Annotated in this window: 17 protein-coding genes; 10 read left to right on the forward strand and 7 right to left on the reverse strand. The window is 47.4% G+C overall.

Features of this window, described 5'->3' with window-relative positions; translation table 11 throughout:
- The first annotated feature begins 16 nt into the window (after positions 1-16).
- Positions 17-1,522 carry a DEAD/DEAH box helicase gene (locus tag ACN08X_RS00345; RefSeq protein WP_419107591.1) on the forward strand — a complete coding sequence of 502 codons (1,506 nt, stop codon included), beginning with the start codon at positions 17-19 and terminating at the stop codon, positions 1,520-1,522.
- A 53-nt stretch (positions 1,523-1,575) separates the two neighbouring features.
- On the opposite strand, the gene ACN08X_RS00350 is transcribed toward ACN08X_RS00345, so the two are convergent.
- Entirely contained in the window at positions 1,576-2,445 is an 870-nt protein-coding gene (locus ACN08X_RS00350) for a PHP domain-containing protein (RefSeq protein WP_419107592.1), read from the reverse strand.
- 104 nt (positions 2,446-2,549) lie between these two features.
- Here ACN08X_RS00350 and ACN08X_RS00355 point away from each other — a divergent pair, with 104 nt between their 5' ends.
- On the forward strand, positions 2,550-4,073 hold the full coding sequence (locus ACN08X_RS00355; RefSeq protein WP_419107773.1) for an aminopeptidase P family protein: 1,524 nt from the start codon (positions 2,550-2,552) through the stop codon (positions 4,071-4,073).
- Between the two features lie 125 nt (positions 4,074-4,198).
- Here ACN08X_RS00355 and ACN08X_RS00360 read toward each other — a convergent pair whose 3' ends face one another.
- Entirely contained in the window at positions 4,199-5,074 is an 876-nt protein-coding gene (locus tag ACN08X_RS00360; RefSeq protein WP_419107593.1) for a general stress protein, read from the reverse strand.
- A gap of 184 nt (positions 5,075-5,258) precedes the next feature.
- Between ACN08X_RS00360 and ACN08X_RS00365 the strand changes: the two genes are divergently transcribed.
- Genes ACN08X_RS00365 through ACN08X_RS00375 form a run of 3 tightly spaced genes read left to right on the forward strand, consistent with a single transcriptional unit; the run spans position 5,259 to position 8,403 of the window.
- Complete coding sequence (locus ACN08X_RS00365) at positions 5,259-6,578, forward strand: magnesium transporter MgtE N-terminal domain-containing protein (protein ID WP_419101583.1); 1,320 nt, start codon at positions 5,259-5,261, stop codon at positions 6,576-6,578.
- Positions 6,571-7,224 carry a DUF1003 domain-containing protein gene (locus ACN08X_RS00370; protein WP_419107594.1) on the forward strand — a complete coding sequence of 218 codons (654 nt, stop codon included), beginning with the start codon at positions 6,571-6,573 and terminating at the stop codon, positions 7,222-7,224. Before ACN08X_RS00365 ends, ACN08X_RS00370 begins: the two co-directional genes overlap by 8 nt.
- Positions 7,225-7,260: 36 nt before the next feature.
- Positions 7,261-8,403 (forward strand): Mrp/NBP35 family ATP-binding protein, encoded by a 1,143-nt coding sequence (locus ACN08X_RS00375; RefSeq protein WP_419107595.1) that lies wholly within the window; start codon positions 7,261-7,263, stop codon positions 8,401-8,403.
- Between the two features lie 101 nt (positions 8,404-8,504).
- Here the strand turns inward: ACN08X_RS00375 and ACN08X_RS00380 are convergent, their stop codons facing one another.
- The 4 genes from ACN08X_RS00380 to ACN08X_RS00395 form a co-directional block, all read right to left on the reverse strand.
- The gene (locus ACN08X_RS00380; protein ID WP_419105527.1) at positions 8,505-8,876 is read right to left on the reverse strand and encodes a Sec-independent protein translocase TatB; all 372 of its coding nucleotides are present in this window, start codon (positions 8,874-8,876) and stop codon (positions 8,505-8,507) included.
- Between the two features lie 317 nt (positions 8,877-9,193).
- On the reverse strand, positions 9,194-9,373 hold the full coding sequence (locus ACN08X_RS00385; protein ID WP_419105528.1) for a DUF3117 domain-containing protein: 180 nt from the start codon (positions 9,371-9,373) through the stop codon (positions 9,194-9,196).
- A 133-nt stretch (positions 9,374-9,506) separates the two neighbouring features.
- Positions 9,507-10,847: a hypothetical protein gene (locus ACN08X_RS00390; RefSeq protein WP_419107596.1), complete on the reverse strand. Its 1,341-nt coding sequence runs from the start codon at positions 10,845-10,847 to the stop codon at positions 9,507-9,509.
- 79 nt (positions 10,848-10,926) lie between these two features.
- Positions 10,927-11,244, reverse strand: a complete 318-nt coding sequence (locus ACN08X_RS00395; RefSeq protein ID WP_419107597.1) for a hypothetical protein — start codon at positions 11,242-11,244, stop codon at positions 10,927-10,929.
- Positions 11,245-11,556: 312 nt separating this feature from the next.
- On the opposite strand from ACN08X_RS00395, the gene ACN08X_RS00400 reads away from it, so the two are divergent.
- The 4 genes from ACN08X_RS00400 to ACN08X_RS00415 are packed head-to-tail and all read left to right on the forward strand — an operon-like array spanning position 11,557 to position 14,780.
- Positions 11,557-12,297 (forward strand): amino acid ABC transporter ATP-binding protein, encoded by a 741-nt coding sequence (locus ACN08X_RS00400; protein WP_419105531.1) that lies wholly within the window; start codon positions 11,557-11,559, stop codon positions 12,295-12,297.
- Positions 12,298-12,309: 12 nt separating this feature from the next.
- Positions 12,310-13,155 carry a glutamate ABC transporter substrate-binding protein gene (locus tag ACN08X_RS00405; RefSeq protein WP_419107598.1) on the forward strand — a complete coding sequence of 282 codons (846 nt, stop codon included), beginning with the start codon at positions 12,310-12,312 and terminating at the stop codon, positions 13,153-13,155.
- Between the two features lie 30 nt (positions 13,156-13,185).
- Positions 13,186-13,869 carry an amino acid ABC transporter permease gene (locus ACN08X_RS00410; protein ID WP_419107599.1) on the forward strand — a complete coding sequence of 228 codons (684 nt, stop codon included), beginning with the start codon at positions 13,186-13,188 and terminating at the stop codon, positions 13,867-13,869.
- Positions 13,866-14,780, forward strand: coding sequence for an amino acid ABC transporter permease (locus ACN08X_RS00415; protein WP_419107600.1), 915 nt, complete (start codon positions 13,866-13,868; stop codon positions 14,778-14,780). The genes ACN08X_RS00410 and ACN08X_RS00415 overlap by 4 nt, the downstream gene beginning before the upstream one ends.
- 94 nt (positions 14,781-14,874) lie before the next feature.
- On the opposite strand, the gene dapE is transcribed toward ACN08X_RS00415, so the two are convergent.
- Entirely contained in the window at positions 14,875-16,008 is a 1,134-nt protein-coding gene (dapE, locus tag ACN08X_RS00420; protein WP_419107601.1) for a succinyl-diaminopimelate desuccinylase, read from the reverse strand.
- A gap of 108 nt (positions 16,009-16,116) precedes the next feature.
- On the opposite strand from dapE, the gene dapD reads away from it, so the two are divergent.
- Complete coding sequence (gene dapD / locus ACN08X_RS00425; protein WP_419101595.1) at positions 16,117-17,070, forward strand: 2,3,4,5-tetrahydropyridine-2,6-dicarboxylate N-succinyltransferase; 954 nt, start codon at positions 16,117-16,119, stop codon at positions 17,068-17,070.
- The last annotated feature ends 149 nt before the right edge of the window (positions 17,071-17,219 follow it).

Consider the following 17,219-nt stretch of genomic DNA (forward strand, 5'->3'; position numbering starts at 1 on the left):
TACAGGAAACACATACGTGAACCAAGACCCCAAGACTTTTGCCGATTACGGACTACGCGAAGATATTTGCCAAGCTTTAGCTGAACGTTCCATCATTCATCCGTTCCCTATTCAGTCTCTCACGTTGCCTGTTGCTCTCGCCGGCAATGACATCATCGGGCAGGCGCAAACAGGTACCGGCAAAACTCTAGGTTTTGGTCTGCCCGCAATTCAACGAGTAATCGGCCCCGAAGATCCCCGTTGGGATTCGTTACGCTCCCCTGGCTCCCCTCAAGCGCTAATTATTGTTCCGACTCGTGAGCTTGCTGTTCAAGTAGGCGAAGATCTCTCTGCTGCAGCAGCAGGTGCGGGAGTTCGTGTTGTGACGTTATACGGTGGTGTTCCGTATGAACAGCAGGTTAAACTTCTTGACCGCGGAGTTGAGATTATTGTTGGCACGCCCGGCCGACTCATTGATTTACAACGCCAGCAGAAGATGAATCTTTCGCAGGTAAAAATTGTGGTTCTTGATGAAGCCGATGAGATGCTTGATTTAGGGTTCTTACCCGATGTTGAAAAAATTCTTGCAAGTTTGCCCGAGATTCGCCAGAGCATGCTTTTCTCAGCAACCATGCCTGGGCCTGTGCTGACAATGGCACGCCGTTATATGCGTAAACCAATGCATATTCAAGCACAGTCTTCCGAAGATGAGTCGTTGACAAAGGCGTCTATCCGTCAAGTTATTTATCGTGCTCATCCTCTCGATAAAGATGAGTTAGTGGGTCGAGTTCTGCGCGCCAATGGGCGAGGACGTACCATTATCTTCACCAAGACAAAACGCTCTGCAGCAAAACTTTCTGATGAGTTACAGAATCGTGGTTTCCGTGCGGGTGCTCTTCACGGCGATTTGCCTCAGGTCGCACGCGAAAAAGCATTACAAGCATTTCGTGATAATGCCGTTGATGTCCTTGTCGCTACAGATGTAGCAGCCCGAGGTATTGATGTTGATGACGTCACTCACGTGATTAATTTTCAGTGCCCCGACGACGAGAAAACCTATGTACACCGTGTGGGTCGTACAGGCCGTGCCGGTCATACTGGTACCGCAATTACTCTTGTTGATTGGGAAGATATCCCTCGTTGGTCTCTCATTAACAAGGCCTTAGAATTGGGTGTTCCAGAGCCTGTAGAAACGTATTCTTCTTCTGAGCATCTTTTCCGTGACCTTGATATTCCTGAAGGCACTCGAGGTAAGATGCCTCATGCTCAGCCTAAGGATTCTGATGCTTCTGCTCAACGTTCACCGCGCAGAGGCGAGCGCCGCTCAGAACGTTCTTCCTCTTCTTCTCGTCGTTCGCAGAATAATGGGCAGAGGCAGCGTCGCCCTCGCCGTCAAGAACATGACAATACGCGTTCAGATTCCCCCGTTGTGGAGAAAGATACTTCTGGTCGTTCACGACGTCGTACCCGGGTAGAGGGCGAGCAGGCTCCGCGTCGTCGTCGGCGCAAACGCATCGTTAATGATGGTGATTCACAAGACTAGCCTGTATTGGTTGGGGCGGTGTTCTTAACCCAAGGGGTTATGGGCACCGCCTTTTATATTGTTTGGGTGTGTTGAGGTGTGGTGTTCTTCTGGTGGTTCTGCCGGATGATTTCTTTGATACGTTCGACGGTTTGGGTTGGTGTGGTGTTTTCTGCTAGTCGGTTAGGCTTTCCGGCGCCGTGGTAATCGCTAGAGCCAGTTATGATGAGGTCATATTTTTGGGCAAGTTTTTTGAGCCAGTTGCGGTCTTCTTCGTTGTTGTCTCGATGATAGATTTCAAGTCCGTTTAGTCCGGCCTCAATCATCTGTTCTATGAGCTCTGCAGAGGCAACTTGTCCGCGGATACGAGCACGGGGGTGTGCCATGATGGGTACTCCTCCGGCAGCTTTAACCATGGTGACGGCTTCAACGGGGTGTACGGCACGGTACGGAACATAATATGCTGAGTGGTCTGCCAGTAATCCGGAGAAGGCTTCGCTGCGGGTTCTGATAATGTTTGCGTTCACGAGGGCGTCTGCAATGTGGGGCCTGCCGATAGTTGCTCCTGGTGATGCTTGAGCTAAGACGTCTTCCCATGTGATGGGGTATGTTTCAGAGAGTTTTTGAACGATTCTTTGAGCTCGTGTCCGGCGAGAGCTGCGAGCCTGCGTAATGTGTTCGTTTAGGACGCTATCGTTTTGTTGATGTCCGTAGCTTAGTAGGTGTACGCTCAGCGGGCCGATAGCGCACGAGATTTCCATTCCGGGCAAAAAGTCTAGCCCCCATTGTTCGGCATGTTTTTGTGCGCTGTGCCATCCGGCGGTCGTGTCGTGATCTGTCAGGGAAAATCCGGTGAGTCCGCAGTCGGCAATTTCGGCGACGAGTTCTTCTACGCTCTGTGTACCGTCTGATAGTACCGAATGAGTATGCAAATCATATGACATATTTCTATCTTAGGTTGCTTGTCTATGACAAAGATAGGTGTATAGATACCCCTGAACGTATTAGAGTTGTATCTATGGTTACTGATGAACATAAATCTTCTGATATGACAGATGAACAGCCCCTTGAGCAAAGAGTGAACAATCGCTCTCAGCCTCCCCAGTCTGAAGCTTTTATTGAGTTTATGGCATCGAATTGGGCACCGGATGAGACGCCATTGCCTCAGCGTGCGCAAGTAGCAGATTATGCGGCTGAACGTCGCGCCCGTATTTCGCGCTTTTTCCCTGGTGAGCGTCTTGTGATTCCTGCTGGTGCTTTTAAAGTGCGTTCTAATGATACCGATTACCGGTTCCGTCCTCATTCTGCCTTTGCGCACCAAACGGGTCTTGGGCTAGACCAAGAGCCTGATGCTGTACTCGTTTTTGAACCAGTTGAGCAAAACCACGGAGATAATGGTTCGCATCACGAGGTGACGCTTTATTTCCGGCCTCTTGCTGGACGAGATAGCGCGCAGTTCTATGCTGATCCTCGCTATGGGGAGTTTTGGGTTGGTCCTCGCCCTACCCTCGCAGCGGTGGAAGCAGAGTACGGTATCCGTACCGCGGACCTTTCGGAGTTAGAAGTCGCTATCACGAAGAATGCTGGTAGTCAGGCTCTTGGTGGTATTAATATCCGTCTTGTGCGTAACGTCGATATGAATATTGATGCGCTCGTTGATACGTCCCGTTATAACACTGGGGTGGATTTAGAGAAAGCGGACCAGACCGATGCTCTTTTGACAGAGGCTCTTTCTGAGGCGCGTCTTGTTAAAGATGAGGTGGAGGTCAAGAATCTTCGTCGTTCTGTACAGCACACTATTGAGGGCTTTGAGAATGTGGTTCGTGCTCTGCCTCGGGCGGTAGGCCATCATCGTGGTGAGCGTGTGGTTGAGGGTGCGTTCTTCGCAAAAGCACGTGAAGAAGGCAACGATCTCGGATATGACACTATTGCGGCGTGTGGAAATAATGCCACTATTTTGCATTGGATTCGTAATAATGGTTCGGTTGATGAGGGAAAGCTGATTCTTGTTGATGCTGGTGTAGAAGATGACACTCTATATACTGCTGACATCACTCGAACGCTACCGGTGAGCGGGCGTTTTACTGAAGTGCAAGCAAAGATTTATCAGGCGGTTCTTGACGCTGCTGACGCGGCTTTTGAAGTAGCTGTTCCTGGTCGCCGGTTCCGTGAGGTTCATGAGGCGGCTACTGCTGTCTTAGCAGAGCGTCTTGAACAGTGGGGTTTGCTTCCTGTATCGGCAGAGGTTGCTTTGTCAGAGCGGGGAGGTCAGCATCGTCGTTGGATGCCTCATGGGACAAGCCACCATTTAGGTCTTGACGTTCACGATTGCGCTCAGGCCAAACGTGAGCTGTATCTTGATGGTGTCATTGAGCCGGGTATGGTGTTCACGATTGAGCCAGGGTTGTATTTCAAGGAAGAGGACTTAGCTATTAGTGAAGAATACCGTGGTATTGGTATTCGTTTAGAAGACGATATTCTTATCACTGAAGATGGTCCGGTGAATCTTTCAGCAAATCTTCCACGTACTGTTGCTGAGATTGAACAGTGGATGGATTCTTTGCGTTCATAGCAGAGGATTATGCCAACGGGGTGTGGGGTGTTCACCAGACATGGTGAACACCCCACACCCCGTTTTATGGTGATGGACAGTTGTTCCTCAGCTTTTCAACTCACCAGTTCAGATGATTCGGGTAGTTATTCTTGAGTACCAGCACTGTTGTTGTGAGGTTTGGTGTTAGAAGGTTGCGGTTGAGGTGGCGTTGATTGCCCCGGCTGACGGATTGCTTCTTGAAATTGTTCGGGGTTTTCGATGCGGATTCCGTAGCGTCCAGTTCGTTGTTGGGAACGAATTTGTTCAATGCGTTCGTTAGGTTCTGGTGCTGGTGGTTCTTGCCGAATCGTTTGTGCGTATTCCTCGGGGTCTTCTATTCTCAAACCAAATTTTGATGAAGATTCTTTTTGAGGGCTGTTAACGGTGGGGGAAGGAATCGGTTCAGCCATTTTTTGTGGAGGAGGGGTGTTTCCGTCAAAGCTCTGTGGTGGTGTGGGCGGGGTAAAAGGTACGGGGCCTTCTGGTGCCATTGGTGTAGGTTGAGTGCCTCCGAGGATATGTTGAGCTTGTCCTGCGGTGCTGGGGTGAGCCATCAGAATATATTTTTGAGGAACTAATTGTGCTCGGGTTTGGAAGTTTCCTTGTTTATTGCTTCGAGAATAAGACAGAACACCAAAAATCATCCATACAGCGATACCTAATGGGATGGAAGATAGTAGGTTAGCTGCGAAGTTTCCGTTACTCAATAATGCGGTAGCAAGACCGATGAAGGCACCGAAGAAAGCACCTTGAGCGGCAGAAGCTAAAGCAACTTTCGGATAAGAGAGTTTGTTACCAAGAAACTCGATTTGTTTCAGGCCTTCTCCTTGAATGAATAAGGTTCGTAGCGGGAAGTTGGCGTTGTTGAGGGTGTTGAGTGCTTGGTTGAGTTGTTGTCGGTTGTTGTATTCTCCAACGGGGATTCCTTCGGGAAGGTTATCTGTGTTCGAGAGAATTGCTGATATGTTTTGTTCGTCCATGCTCTATATTTTCGCGAAGTCACCTTAGTATTTCCTGGAAAAACGGCGAGTATCGCAAGTGGCGAAAATTTTTCCCTACATTGTGTCGTATTCAGAGGTGTTTTGAACTAAAGATTATCCGTTTCTTGTCACAGATAGGCTATGGTCTCTTCAAAAATTGGTGAGAACGCGTAGTCTATTAAGGGTGAGTACAACACCAAATAAAATTTTTATTGCCCGCCTACTTGGTATGGACGTTTTTGACCCTATGGGTGACCGTCTTGGTCGTCTACGCGATGTTGTTGTGCTCAAACGAAGTTTTGGGCCTTTAGCCGTCGCCACAGGAAATATCTCGCAACGAGGTAAAGAACCTATTGTTGTAGGTATTGTGATTGAAGTACTCGGCAAAAAACGTATTTTTGTGCCGATGACTCGTATCACCTCTATCGATTCTGCTCAAATTATTTGTACGGGACTTGTCAACCTTCGACGTTTCGAACAGCGCGGTTCTGAAGCGCTTGTGGTTGCAGAAATTTTTGACCGTAAAGTTCGTTTGGCAGATGGTTCTGGAGAAGCAACGGTTGAAGACGTTGCAATGGAACAGCGACGTAACGGTGATTGGTTCATCTCAGAGCTGTTTATCTCACGTATCCCAGAAAATGGTGGGCTACTACGTCGCCGAAAAGCTACCCTTGTTGTTGATTGGGATGAGGCAATTCTTTCAACTGATTTAGAACCTCAAGCAGCAACAACATTCGTTGCTAATCATGAGCACGCTAATGCTGCAGACTTGGCAGACGCCATCCATGAGATGAACGATAAACGTATGGTTGAAGTCGCCCATGAATTGCACGATGAGCGCCTTGCAGACGTTTTACAAGAGCTACCTGAAGATGATCAGGTTGAGATTCTTTCGCATCTGGATGTTGAGCGCGCGGCTCAAGTTCTTGATGAGATGGAGCCAGACGATGCAGCTGACTTGCTCAATGAACTATCTGACGCTCAACGTGAACAGCTACTAGTTCTAATGGAACCAGAAGAAGCAGAAGACGTTCGCCGTCTACTTGAGTATGAAGAGGGAACAGCCGGTTCATTGATGAATCCGGTGCCTATTATTCTCTCCCCTGAGGCTTCTGTGGCTGAGGCTTTAGCACATATCCGACAAGAGGAGATTCCTCCGGCAATGGCTGCGGCAGTACTCGTTGCTAGACCGCCGTTAGAGACTCCTACCGGTAAATATTTGGGTATGGTGCATATGCAACAGCTGTTGAGGTACCCGCCCAGCGAACAGGTCGGCAATCTTTTAGACTCTTCCATTGAGCCAGTCTCAGATATGACCAGTCTTGAAGAAATCTCTCGTGTATTAGCAACCTATGATTTGACTATTTTGCCAGTCGTTAATGAGTCACAGCGTCTTGTTGGGGCGGTGACTATTGATGACGTTCTAGATGCGCTCTTACCTGAGGACTGGAGAACATACGATGATGGCACACCCATACGAAAGGTAGGTCGCCGCTTTGAGTGAGAAAAACCGCGAACGTCATAATGACCGTCTAGCAACTCCCCAAGCTGCTCGTCATCGTATCGCTACCGGGGGGAAGCCGAATCCTGATCGTTTTGGGCGTGCCACCGAAGCCATTGCTCGTTTTATGGGAACCCCACAATTTATTTTGTGGATGACCGTTTTTTGTACACTCTGGATTGGTTGGAACACACTGGCGCCAGATAATCTACAGTTTGACCCTCGAGCCTTAAATTTTACCCTTTTGACGCTGGCGTTGTCTTTACAGGCTTCTTATGCTGCTCCGTTGCTTCTGTTAGCGCAGAACCGTCAAGATGACCGTGACCGTGTGATTGCTGCTCAAGACCGTCAGCGAGATCAGCAGAATCTTGAAGAAACACAGTACCTTACTCGTGAAATTGCCTCTTTGCGTATTGCTCTTCGTGAGGTGGCAACTCGTGATTATGTACGTAGTGAGTTGCGTGATGTGATGGAAGAACTTCAAAAATTGCAGCATGCTCTAGATCGTTCAGAATCTCAGGGGTTAGAGAATAGCCCTGAAACGCAGTCTATGAAGATAGTGACGGAAGATATGAGCACTCCTAAACGACGTTTGTCTCAGATTAAAGTCAAAGATGTCGATGAGCTTTCTCAAGAACATGGCGAGTAGTCTTCTGTTGTTTTCTGTATTTTTCTAAGGATATTAATGTCTTCTATCGACGAAACACTGTATGAGGCGTTGTGTACGGTCCATGACCCAGAACTTCGTCGCCCGATTACCGAGCTTGGGATGGTCGAGAAGGCGTACTTTGAGCAGGGAGTTGCTCATATTCACGTTTTATTAACGATTGAGGGTTGTCCGCTTAAGACAACGATTGAGCATGATATTACGCAGGCGTTATCTGGTATCGAGGGTGTCCAGCAGGTTCAGGTTCATATTGGGTATATGAACCCTCAACAGCGGCAAAAGTTACGGAGTACGTTGGGGCATAAGTCTAAGAATCCGTTTAGTGCTGAGGATTCTTTGACTCGTGTCTATGCGATAGTCTCGGGTAAGGGCGGTGTGGGAAAGTCGTCGATGACGGCTAACCTTGCCGCATCTTTTGCAGCTGATGGGCTATCGGTGGGGGTTGTTGATGCTGATGTTCATGGTTTCTCTATTCCCGGTCTTTTTGGTATTGAACAAGCCCCGACACGTTTTGAAGATATGATTCTTCCGCCGGTGGTCTCTGTTCCAGAGAATGTTTCGGGGCAGGGCTCTGGCTGTGTCAAAGTCATTTCTATGGGCATGTTTGTTGCTGGTAATAAGCCGGTGGCGTGGCGTGGTCCGATGCTTCATCGTGCTTTAGAGCAGTTTTTGACTGATGTTCATTTTGGCGCTATTGATATTCTTCTTCTTGATTTACCGCCGGGTACGGGTGATATTGCTATTTCGATGGCTCAGCTTTTACCGACAGCAGAGTTGGTGTTGATTTCTACTCCGCAAAGTGCTGCCGTTGATGTTGCAGAGCGTGCTGGCACGATGAGTGTGCAGACTCAGCAGAAGGTTGCTGGTGTTATCGAGAATATGGCAGCGATGCGTATGCCGGATGGGTCGATGCTTGATATTTTTGGTGCAGGAGGCGGCATGAAGCTTTCTGAGCGTCTTTCTGCGACATTAGGGTATGATGTTCCGCTTCTTGGTTCTGTGCCTTTAGATGTCTCTCTACGGACGGGAGGGGACGCTGGCGTGCCTCTGGTCTGGGCTGATACAGGCTCAGAAACGGCTCAGTCTATTGACCGTATTGCTCGTCAGCTATCGCATCGTGCGCGGAATTTGAATGGTAAACCGTTACCGTTCAACGTCTAACGAGATTCTTCTCTACAAGCAGTAAGGTTTTCGCCAGTGATGATGGGTTTTTGCCTAGCTAGAGGATAAGAGCAAATACAGTATTGAGAGAAGGTATCGGTTTAAGTAGCTTCTATATCGAAGGGTGCGTATGCGCCTTGAGGTAAACGCTGAGTATTTTGTGCTGGTGGCTTGTTCTCAGCTTCTCGTTCTGCTGCCAGACGTGCGCGTTCTTCATCATCTTCAGCAAGAGCTTCACGCACGATAGTTCGCGGGTCGTATTGGCGTGGATCATATTGTTTCCAGTCAAAGTCACCCAGAGGGTTATCCCCCATGACTTCTTTGAGGTCGTCTTTTGCCTCAAAGGCCACGGCGCGAACCCATTTAACGCCTTCTTTGAGTTTTTGGGCGTACTCAGGCATGCGTTCTGGCCCGATGACCACGAACGCTAGGATTACAAGGACGATAAATTCCATTCCGTTAATACCGAACACAATATGGAAGATTACCAGTTAATTCGGAAGAAAACCGTCAAGCGTCGCACAGTTCATCATCTTTGCCAGAAAAATATGAGAGATACGCTCTGCTATTGACCATGGTGAGGCATAACAGTTCAAGAGCTGTTATTTTTGTCAAAAGTGTTCGGGCGACAAAACTGCCGTGAAAACCGGAGAAGTTTTCACGGCAGTTTGGCGTTATATGATGCTTTTATGACACAGTTTTGTCAATTGATGGCATGATATACAGGGAACAAGAAGTTCTGGAGGTTAGCTACCTCATGGTTGAGCACCTGATAGTGCTATAAGAACTTTTATGAGCTACTAGACTGGTCAAAATCTTTGAGACAGTTTTTGAGGTCTTCAATTTCTTGATCTGATACTTCAAGTACGAGTCGACCGCCTCCTTCAAGAGGTATTTTGACAATAATGCTCCGGTTTTCTTTGAGGATTTCTAAAGGTCCGTCACCGGTGCGTGGTTTCTGGGCAGCCATCTTTTTACTCCTTAATAATGAGCCCCATGGTCATGGTTCAAACTCATGTGACAGCAACCATAATAAACTAGCTGAGGTTTATTGTCTCGCTGTGTTGGTCAGTTATCGTAGTATTCCTCAGAGTTTATGACGTTTAAGGTGGATAATCTCCCCCGCCAGGTAGCTCTTTCCAATGCCAGAGCCAGCCAACCCACACACTTTGAAAGATAGCTGAAGCGACGATCCAAAGAACTCTATATGCTCGTGAACCGCTCATCCCAATAAATACTACGAGTAGCGGGAATAGGGGCAATAAAAGACGGAACGTGGAGCTTTGAGGATAAAGAAAAAGCAGAAGATACGTTAGGTAGCTATAACACCAGAGGTTGAGCACCGGATGTAATACACGACGAGCACATCGCGAGGCCATCAAAAAAGTAAAGCCGAGAATGCTCATGATGAGCACAGGAACACCTGCTGGCCCAAAATATTCTTGGCTTTGAGCTATCCATGGTTGGAATAGGACAAGATGGCTCTGACGCCATGCAGTTTCTGTTGCGGTGTAAGCATCCATCCGTCCGGTATAGGCCCATGCAATAAGAGGCCAAGAGATAGCAGCCGCACATATGCTGATTGCACTAACACCTTGTCCGAGATGTTTTATAAGAACTCCACGTAACGTACTGACGGTGGAATGTGCTTGTGGTGTTTGGTGATAGCTACGGCACATACAGAGAAGCCACCAGATTCCCGCTAAGGCACCTAAGGGTACACCTACTGGACGAGAAAAAGCGGCGAGGATTCCAGCTATTGCCCCTAGTGCCCATCGTTGGGTCATCATGAGGTAGAGAGTCAACCCAAGAAACACCATATTTAGCGCTTCAGCATAAGGCACTTGAAGGATAGGTGCTACTGGCGCCCACGCAAAAGCAGCGGTAGCCCATAACGCTAAATGGTGTGGAGACTCTACAGCACGACTAGAACCGTTATTCAGGTGCAGGCGGTGCTGTCTGCACCAGCTGATAGAACGGTTAAAGAGGAGATACACCACAAGGGAGGCAATAAACCCCGATACGGTAGCCAGTGCTATAGCTGTTGGATAGTATGCGCTACCAGTAAGTTCTTGGATGAATTTTACGCTCATCGGGTAGAGCGGATAGAACGCCCAAGTATTTTGGGTAACGATGCCCTCACTATTGGTAGGCAGTATGCGAGGGTACCCGTCGAGGGCTATTTTTTCGTACCATCCAGAATCCCAAATACTGATGAACTCAGCATAGGACATGGGCCCCGTTTTCCATGGCGTGTATTTATCTTGGGCACCAATAACGCTAAAAATTACCCAACCCCATATTCTGCTGAGGGCAAAGATGCTCAGGACTTGAATACTCCAGTGGGTTTGTTGCCAGAAAGCGAAGACTCTGCACCATAGAAGATAAAGATGTGCACTAAAGATTTGTGCATACGTGTTGATTCGATGAATGAGCTGTTGCATAACAGGTGAGGGCTTTTATCTTTCGTGCATAATATTGCAGTATTTTAGTCGTGAAGATTTCGTAGCATATAATGCTCAGCTATTGTGTGGAGGAGGTCTCTACCTTCTCTATAGCGTCTCGCGACTTCTCTAAGGCGTCTCGCAATGCGAGATTATCATGTTCTGTTTTAATAAGTGCGGTGATTAATTCTTCACGAGAGAACTCTTGATATTCAGCAAAGTTTTTTGAAGGTTCAGAAGCTGACGAGGAAACTCTCTGCGGCAGGTCAATTCCATCTTCTCCCATATGAATAAGGGTTTTACGAAAAGGATAGAGCCGGTCACTACCTAATACGGCAACACCCATCATTGTCACAGCAAGAACAAGAAAAGTCACGCCGACTAGAAGATAATTCATCTTTTTCCTCTCGTTTTTCTCCCCCATTGAGAAAAAAATTTATGTGTTTTACTCTAAGCTATCTTAAGCGCGCTTCTCATGATGAGACAGACCGCTCTAAGCTTGTATTCCGTGACTGTTTTCCAGTCTCAAGATTTTTGGCTTAATAAAACTCTGCCGTAACGATAAGCGTTATCTGTAACATGCAAGTTACATAAGCCTGTGTACGGTAGAACTATATATTTCAGGTGTCTGCACTCTCAACGACTGTTCCTTTTTATCACATAGGGACTTTTCTCTGCAGACATATCTACTTTCGTCAGGAGGAACCTAGTGAACGATTCACTTGTTCAGCTCACATCGGTCAATAAGCACTATGGCGATTTGCACGTTCTCAAAAATATCAATCTTGAGGTGGGCAAAGGAGAGGTCATTATTCTGCTAGGACCCTCTGGTTCTGGTAAATCTACGCTATGCCGTACCATCAACCGTCTTGAAACTATTGACTCCGGTGAAATTCGTATCGATGGAAAGCTCCTTCCCGAAGAAGGCAAAGAACTCGCAAAGCTACGTGCAGAAGTAGGAATGGTCTTCCAATCCTTTAACCTTTTTGCACATAAAACAATCCTCGAAAATGTCACTCTTGGCCCACGCAAAGTCCGTGGCATGAGCAAAACAGATGCAGACAAACTAGCCATGGAATTACTCACCAAAGTGGGTGTTGAGTCCCAAGCTCATAAAATTCCAGCTCAACTCTCTGGTGGACAGCAGCAGCGTGTTGCCATCGCCCGTGCTCTAGCAATGCAGCCTAAAGTGATGCTTTTTGATGAGCCAACTAGTGCTCTCGACCCAGAGATGGTCAACGAAGTTCTCGACACCATGGTCTCCCTTGCACGTGAAGGTATGACCATGATTGTTGTAACTCACGAAATGGGATTTGCGCGTAAAGCAGCAGACCGTATCGTCTTCCTTGCAGATGGAGAAATCCTTGAGCAAGCAACCCCAGACGAGTTCTTCACCAATCCAAAGTCTGAGCGTGCAAAAGATTTCCTTTCCAAAATTCTCAACCACTAGTTAGGAGGTAGTATGAGCGTCATCCACCGCCTCAAAAGTAACACTGTGAAGACTCTTGCGCTTATAGCAAGTGCTACTCTCGTTCTTTCTGGATGTGCAGCAAACTCATCAGAAGGCGATAAGCTACGCATCGGCATCAAATATGACCAACCTGGCCTAGGCTACCAAGATGGCAAGAACTACACGGGATTCGATACCGATGTAGCCCGCTACGTAGCGCAAGAACTCGGTTACCCAGAAGACCGTATCGAGTGGGTTGAGTCGCCCTCAGCAAACCGTGAAAACATGCTGACGAACGGTCAGGTAGACATGATTTTTGCGACCTACTCCATCTCAAAATCTCGTCTTAAAACTATCGACTTTGCAGGCCCCTACTTTGTTGCAGGTCAAGATCTTCTCGTTCAAGCAGATACCAACGATATTAAGGGTCCTGATTCCCTCAACGGAAAAAACCTCTGCTCTGTCACGGGTTCAACCTCAGCAAAGAAAATTCAAGACAAATTTGCTTCAAGTGTTCAGCTTGTTCAGCAAGGCTCCTACTCAGACTGCGTTGTGGCACTCAACGCAGGAATGGTTGATGCGGTAACCACCGATGACATCATTCTTGCTGGACTTGGCTCCACTAAAGCAAATAAAGGACATCTCAAACTCGTCGGCAACACTTTCACCGATGAACGATATGGAGTTGGTCTGCCCAAAGGCAGCGATAAATGCGAAGCTATTAATAAAGCTATTAACAAAATGGTAGAAACTGGCGAATGGGAAAAGGCGCTGGCCAAGAACGTCGGTGACTCAGGTTTCGTCTATAACAAGGAGCTTAATCCTCCTCACCTTGGCACATCATGCGCCACATCCTAACCATTCATTCTTAGATTTACGGAGACTAACGTGACTTTTAGCGAACAGCTCTCCACGCTCTTTAGCACCTATGATGTGCTTGGTGCGTTTTGGGTTAATATACAGCTCACTTTTTGGGCAGCTATTGGATCATTTGTTATCGGCTCCATTCTCGCTCTCATGAGAATTTCGCCGGTACCTTCACTCCAACTAGCAGGAACAGCGTATGTTCATATCTTCAGAAATACGCCGTTGACTATTCTGATGACCCTCGCTATTTTGGGCGTGTGGACACAATTCCAGCTACAGCTGGTTTCAGATTTTCAGATGAACTTCTTCCTCTACGCAGTAATTGTCTTGGCGCTATACCATGCGGCTTTTGTGTGTGAAGCAATTCGTTCTGGCGTCAATACCGTTCCTATCGGACAGGCAGAAGCGGCACGAGCCATTGGGTTAGGATTCTTCCCCGCTGCTCGTCATATCATTTTCCCTCAGGCGTTACGCGGTTCCATCACTCCTTTGGGCAACACGTTGATTGCACTTGCAAAGAACTCTACAGTGGCAACAGTTGCTTCAGTAGCAGAGGCATCGGGCATGATGAAATCCATGATTGAATTCAACTCAGACATGATTTTTGTGATTTTCATGGTCTTTGCAGTAGGATTCGTCATCATCGTTGTTCCCATCGGTTTATTGACCACATGGTCCTCACGTAAATTGGCGGTGAAACGATGAAAACTCAACAAACGACTTCGGTCCTCTTTGATACTCCAGGCCCTCGCGGTCGAGCGCTCACACGAGCTTTCAATATCATTGCGATTATCGCGTTGCTTGCGTTCTTCGGTTATGTTCTTATGGTCATGAACCGTCAAGGGCAGCTTGAAGCCGAAAAGTGGACAGAACTTTTCACCTACCGTGCGTGGGAATCATATTTTATCCCCGGCATTATCTCAACCCTTAAAGCGGCCTTTATCGCTGTGATTACCTCAGTGATTTTTGGGATGATTTTTGGGTATATGCGTCTGGCTCAAAACGCTTTTGTACGCGCTATCGGCACAGTAGTTGTTGAGTTCTTCCGAGCAGTTCCCGTACTCATCATGATGATTTTCTTCTGGCTCTTCTTGGGACGTTTCTCCGTGTTCTCTCCCTCAGAGCTTCCTTTCATTGCGGTAGTTCTCGGATTGACACTGTATAACGGTTCAGTCATCGCTGAATTACTTCGTTCAGGCGTCAAACAGCTCCCTAAAGGCCAAGGAGAAGCAGGCGTAGCAATTGGCTTGACTCCTGGTCAGGTTCTTCGCAATATTTTGATGCCTCAGGCGATGCTCACAATGATGCCTTCCTTGCTTTCACAGTTTGTGGTCATTCTCAAAGATACTGCGTTAGGTTATATCATCTCTTACCCAGAGCTTCTTGCCGCAGCACGTCGATTTGGTTCGGGTGAAGGCAATATTCTTCAGAGCCTACTCCTAGCAGCCGTACTCTTTATCATCATCAATTTTGCTTTGACGATATTCGCAAGCTGGCTATCTGGTTTCTTGAGCTCACGTTCGTCCTCAGGTATTAAGAAATCTGATGGTGTTCCAGGTGAGGTTGATAATCCGAACCCCGACACAATTCAGATGTTTAAGATGCCTAAAGCCTAGAAGTTTTTTAGCTTCTTATGCATAAAGCTTTGGTGTTGTCGACGATAACTTCGTCGACAACACCAAAGCTTTTTCTATGTCCAATTAGAAGAAGCTATTTCTGTGATAGCCACTCTTTGAGGCTCGTAAAGCAATGATAGATTTCTTCAACGTCAACATGTTCATCATCAGTATGAGCAAGTAAGGCATCACCGGGCCCAAAGTTCACCGCAGGAATACCCATCTGAGAAAAACGTGCAACATCGGTCCAACCGTATTTAGGTTTTGGTTCTTCTCCGACGGCAGTTATCAGTTCTTGCGCCAGAGGAGCGTCAAGTCCTGGGCGGGCAGCTGCAGATTGGTCAACAAAGTCAAGTTCGTATCCGGCAAAGACCTCACGCATATGAGCGGTAGCTTCTTCAAGAGTGTGTTTTGGTGAGAAACGATAATTGATGTGTACTGAACATTTGTCAGGAATAACGTTGCCTGCTACTCCCCCAGAAATTTGAACAGCATTTAGCCCTTCTCGGTAGGCAAGGCCTTCAACCTCATAGGTTTGAGCTTCGTAAGAGCAAAGGCGATTCAGCACATCATTCATTGCATGAATTGCGTTTTTTCCGACCCATGACCGTCCAGAATGTGCGGCGATACCTTGACAATGAACCCAAAAACGCATGGTTCCGTTACAGCCACCTTCAATGGTTCCGTGGGTAGGTTCAAGAAGAACTGCGAAATCTGCGTCGTTGAGAAGATGAGGATGATGCCGCATTAATCGTGCTAAACCGGATAGTTCACTGGCAACTTCTTCGTGATCGTAAAAAACATAGGTGATATCGTATTGGGCGTGTTGTAGGGTTGCCGCTAAAGCCAGTTGTACGGCAACACCTGATTTCATGTCGGTAGCGCCACGTCCATAAAGTTTCTTCGCCCCGTTCTCTTCACACCATTGGGAGGGCACAGTTCCTTTGGATTCGGGGTGGTGAGGTAGTGGAACAGTATCAAGGTGACCGGCAAGAATAACTCGCTGTTTCTTTCCCCATTCAGTTCTGGCGATGATGGAATCTCCGTCGCGAGTAACAGACAAATATTCTCGTGAGTTTAAGGACGCTTCAACGGCATCGGCAAGTTCAGTTTCGTGGCCGGAGACTGAGAAAATATCGATTATCTGAGCGCATAGCTCTGCTACGTCGCCGGAGAAATTTAGGGTAGTGGGCTGTGGGGTATGTTCTGTTCGATAATCTTCACTCATAGGTTTTATCTTACTCAGCTGCGTATCTTTGAGATGATTCTCTGTGAGCTTTTCTCAGTCGGTGATACTGGCTTTAACGCACAGCAAGAACAAACTACACTAGAGGGTATGAGTGATAATAATGTACGTTTAGCTTCTGGAATCGGTATCGCAACAGTTGTTCTTCGCGGCGACAATGCTGGAACTGTTCTTGATACGTGGTTCCCTCGTCCAACGTTGGGAGATACTCCTGTTGACCTTCGTTCAGAATTAGAACCGTTAGTTGGCTCTGATGAGTCTCGTAATGTGCGCACCGAAATTGTTTCTGTGCGTATCGATATAGATCAGCCACCAGCTGATGCTTCTGACGCTTATCTTCGGTTACATTTGCTATCGCATACGCTGGTAGCCCCTAATAACATTAATCTTGATGGTCTATTTGGGCAGTTAGCTAATGTTGCTTGGACAAATTTTGGTCCGGTTCTTGCCAGCGAACTCCAAGACCTTCAGATTGGTCTTCGTGCTCGTGGACATCTTATAATTTCTCACGTGGATAAGTTCCCCCGCATGATTGATTACGTTGTTCCGGCCGGTGTACGTATTGGTGATGCAGATAGGGTACGTCTTGGCGCTCATCTATCTGCAGGTACTACGGTGATGCACGAAGGATTCGTCAACTTCAATGCTGGTACGTTAGGTGTTTCTATGGTTGAGGGGCGCATCTCTCAAGGTGTTGTTGTTGGTGATGGTTCTGACATCGGCGGGGGTGCTTCTACGATGGGTACTCTCTCTGGTGGTGGCACCGAACGTGTCAGCATTGGTGAGCGTTCTTTGCTTGGTGCTGAGGCAGGTGTTGGTATCGCTCTTGGCGATGATTGTGTCGTTGAAGCTGGTTTATATGTAACAGCTGGTTCTCGAGTGACCTTATTACAGCCTGGTCAAGATCCTGTGACGGTGAAGGCTGCCGAATTATCGGGAGTGTCGAATATCCTCTTCCGCCGAAATTCAGTTTCTGGTGCGATTGAGGTATTACCTCGTGCGAATAATACGGTTCAGCTCAATGCGGACTTACATTCAAACTAATCATTAGCTAATCTAAGGCGTAGTATTTATCTGATACTACGCCTTAGGTGGTGCTTGGGGTGTTTCGTCCTTTGTTGTGGCTACAGATGTAGTACAAAGTCTTCTAGAGTTTCTGAGAATAAAATTGCAGAGAAACAGTAGAGTTAAAA

This window comes from Rothia sp. P6271, from assembly GCF_048512995.1.
Taxonomy (GTDB): domain Bacteria; phylum Actinomycetota; class Actinomycetes; order Actinomycetales; family Micrococcaceae; genus Rothia.

Coding starts and splice junctions, on each gene's coding strand:
- ACN08X_RS00350 (WP_419107592.1), bottom strand. CDS start 2,445: ATGTCATATGATTTGCATACTCATTCGGTACTATCAGACGGTACACAG.
- ACN08X_RS00355 (WP_419107773.1), top strand. CDS start 2,550: ATGACAGATGAACAGCCCCTTGAGCAAAGAGTGAACAATCGCTCTCAG.
- ACN08X_RS00360 (WP_419107593.1), bottom strand. CDS start 5,074: ATGGACGAACAAAACATATCAGCAATTCTCTCGAACACAGATAACCTT.
- ACN08X_RS00375 (WP_419107595.1), top strand. CDS start 7,261: ATGTCTTCTATCGACGAAACACTGTATGAGGCGTTGTGTACGGTCCAT.
- ACN08X_RS00385 (WP_419105528.1), bottom strand. CDS start 9,373: ATGGCTGCCCAGAAACCACGCACCGGTGACGGACCTTTAGAAATCCTC.
- ACN08X_RS00390 (WP_419107596.1), bottom strand. CDS start 10,847: ATGCAACAGCTCATTCATCGAATCAACACGTATGCACAAATCTTTAGT.
- ACN08X_RS00395 (WP_419107597.1), bottom strand. CDS start 11,244: ATGAATTATCTTCTAGTCGGCGTGACTTTTCTTGTTCTTGCTGTGACA.
- ACN08X_RS00405 (WP_419107598.1), top strand. CDS start 12,310: ATGAGCGTCATCCACCGCCTCAAAAGTAACACTGTGAAGACTCTTGCG.
- ACN08X_RS00415 (WP_419107600.1), top strand. CDS start 13,866: ATGAAAACTCAACAAACGACTTCGGTCCTCTTTGATACTCCAGGCCCT.
- dapE (WP_419107601.1), bottom strand. CDS start 16,008: ATGAGTGAAGATTATCGAACAGAACATACCCCACAGCCCACTACCCTA.
- dapD (WP_419101595.1), top strand. CDS start 16,117: ATGAGTGATAATAATGTACGTTTAGCTTCTGGAATCGGTATCGCAACA.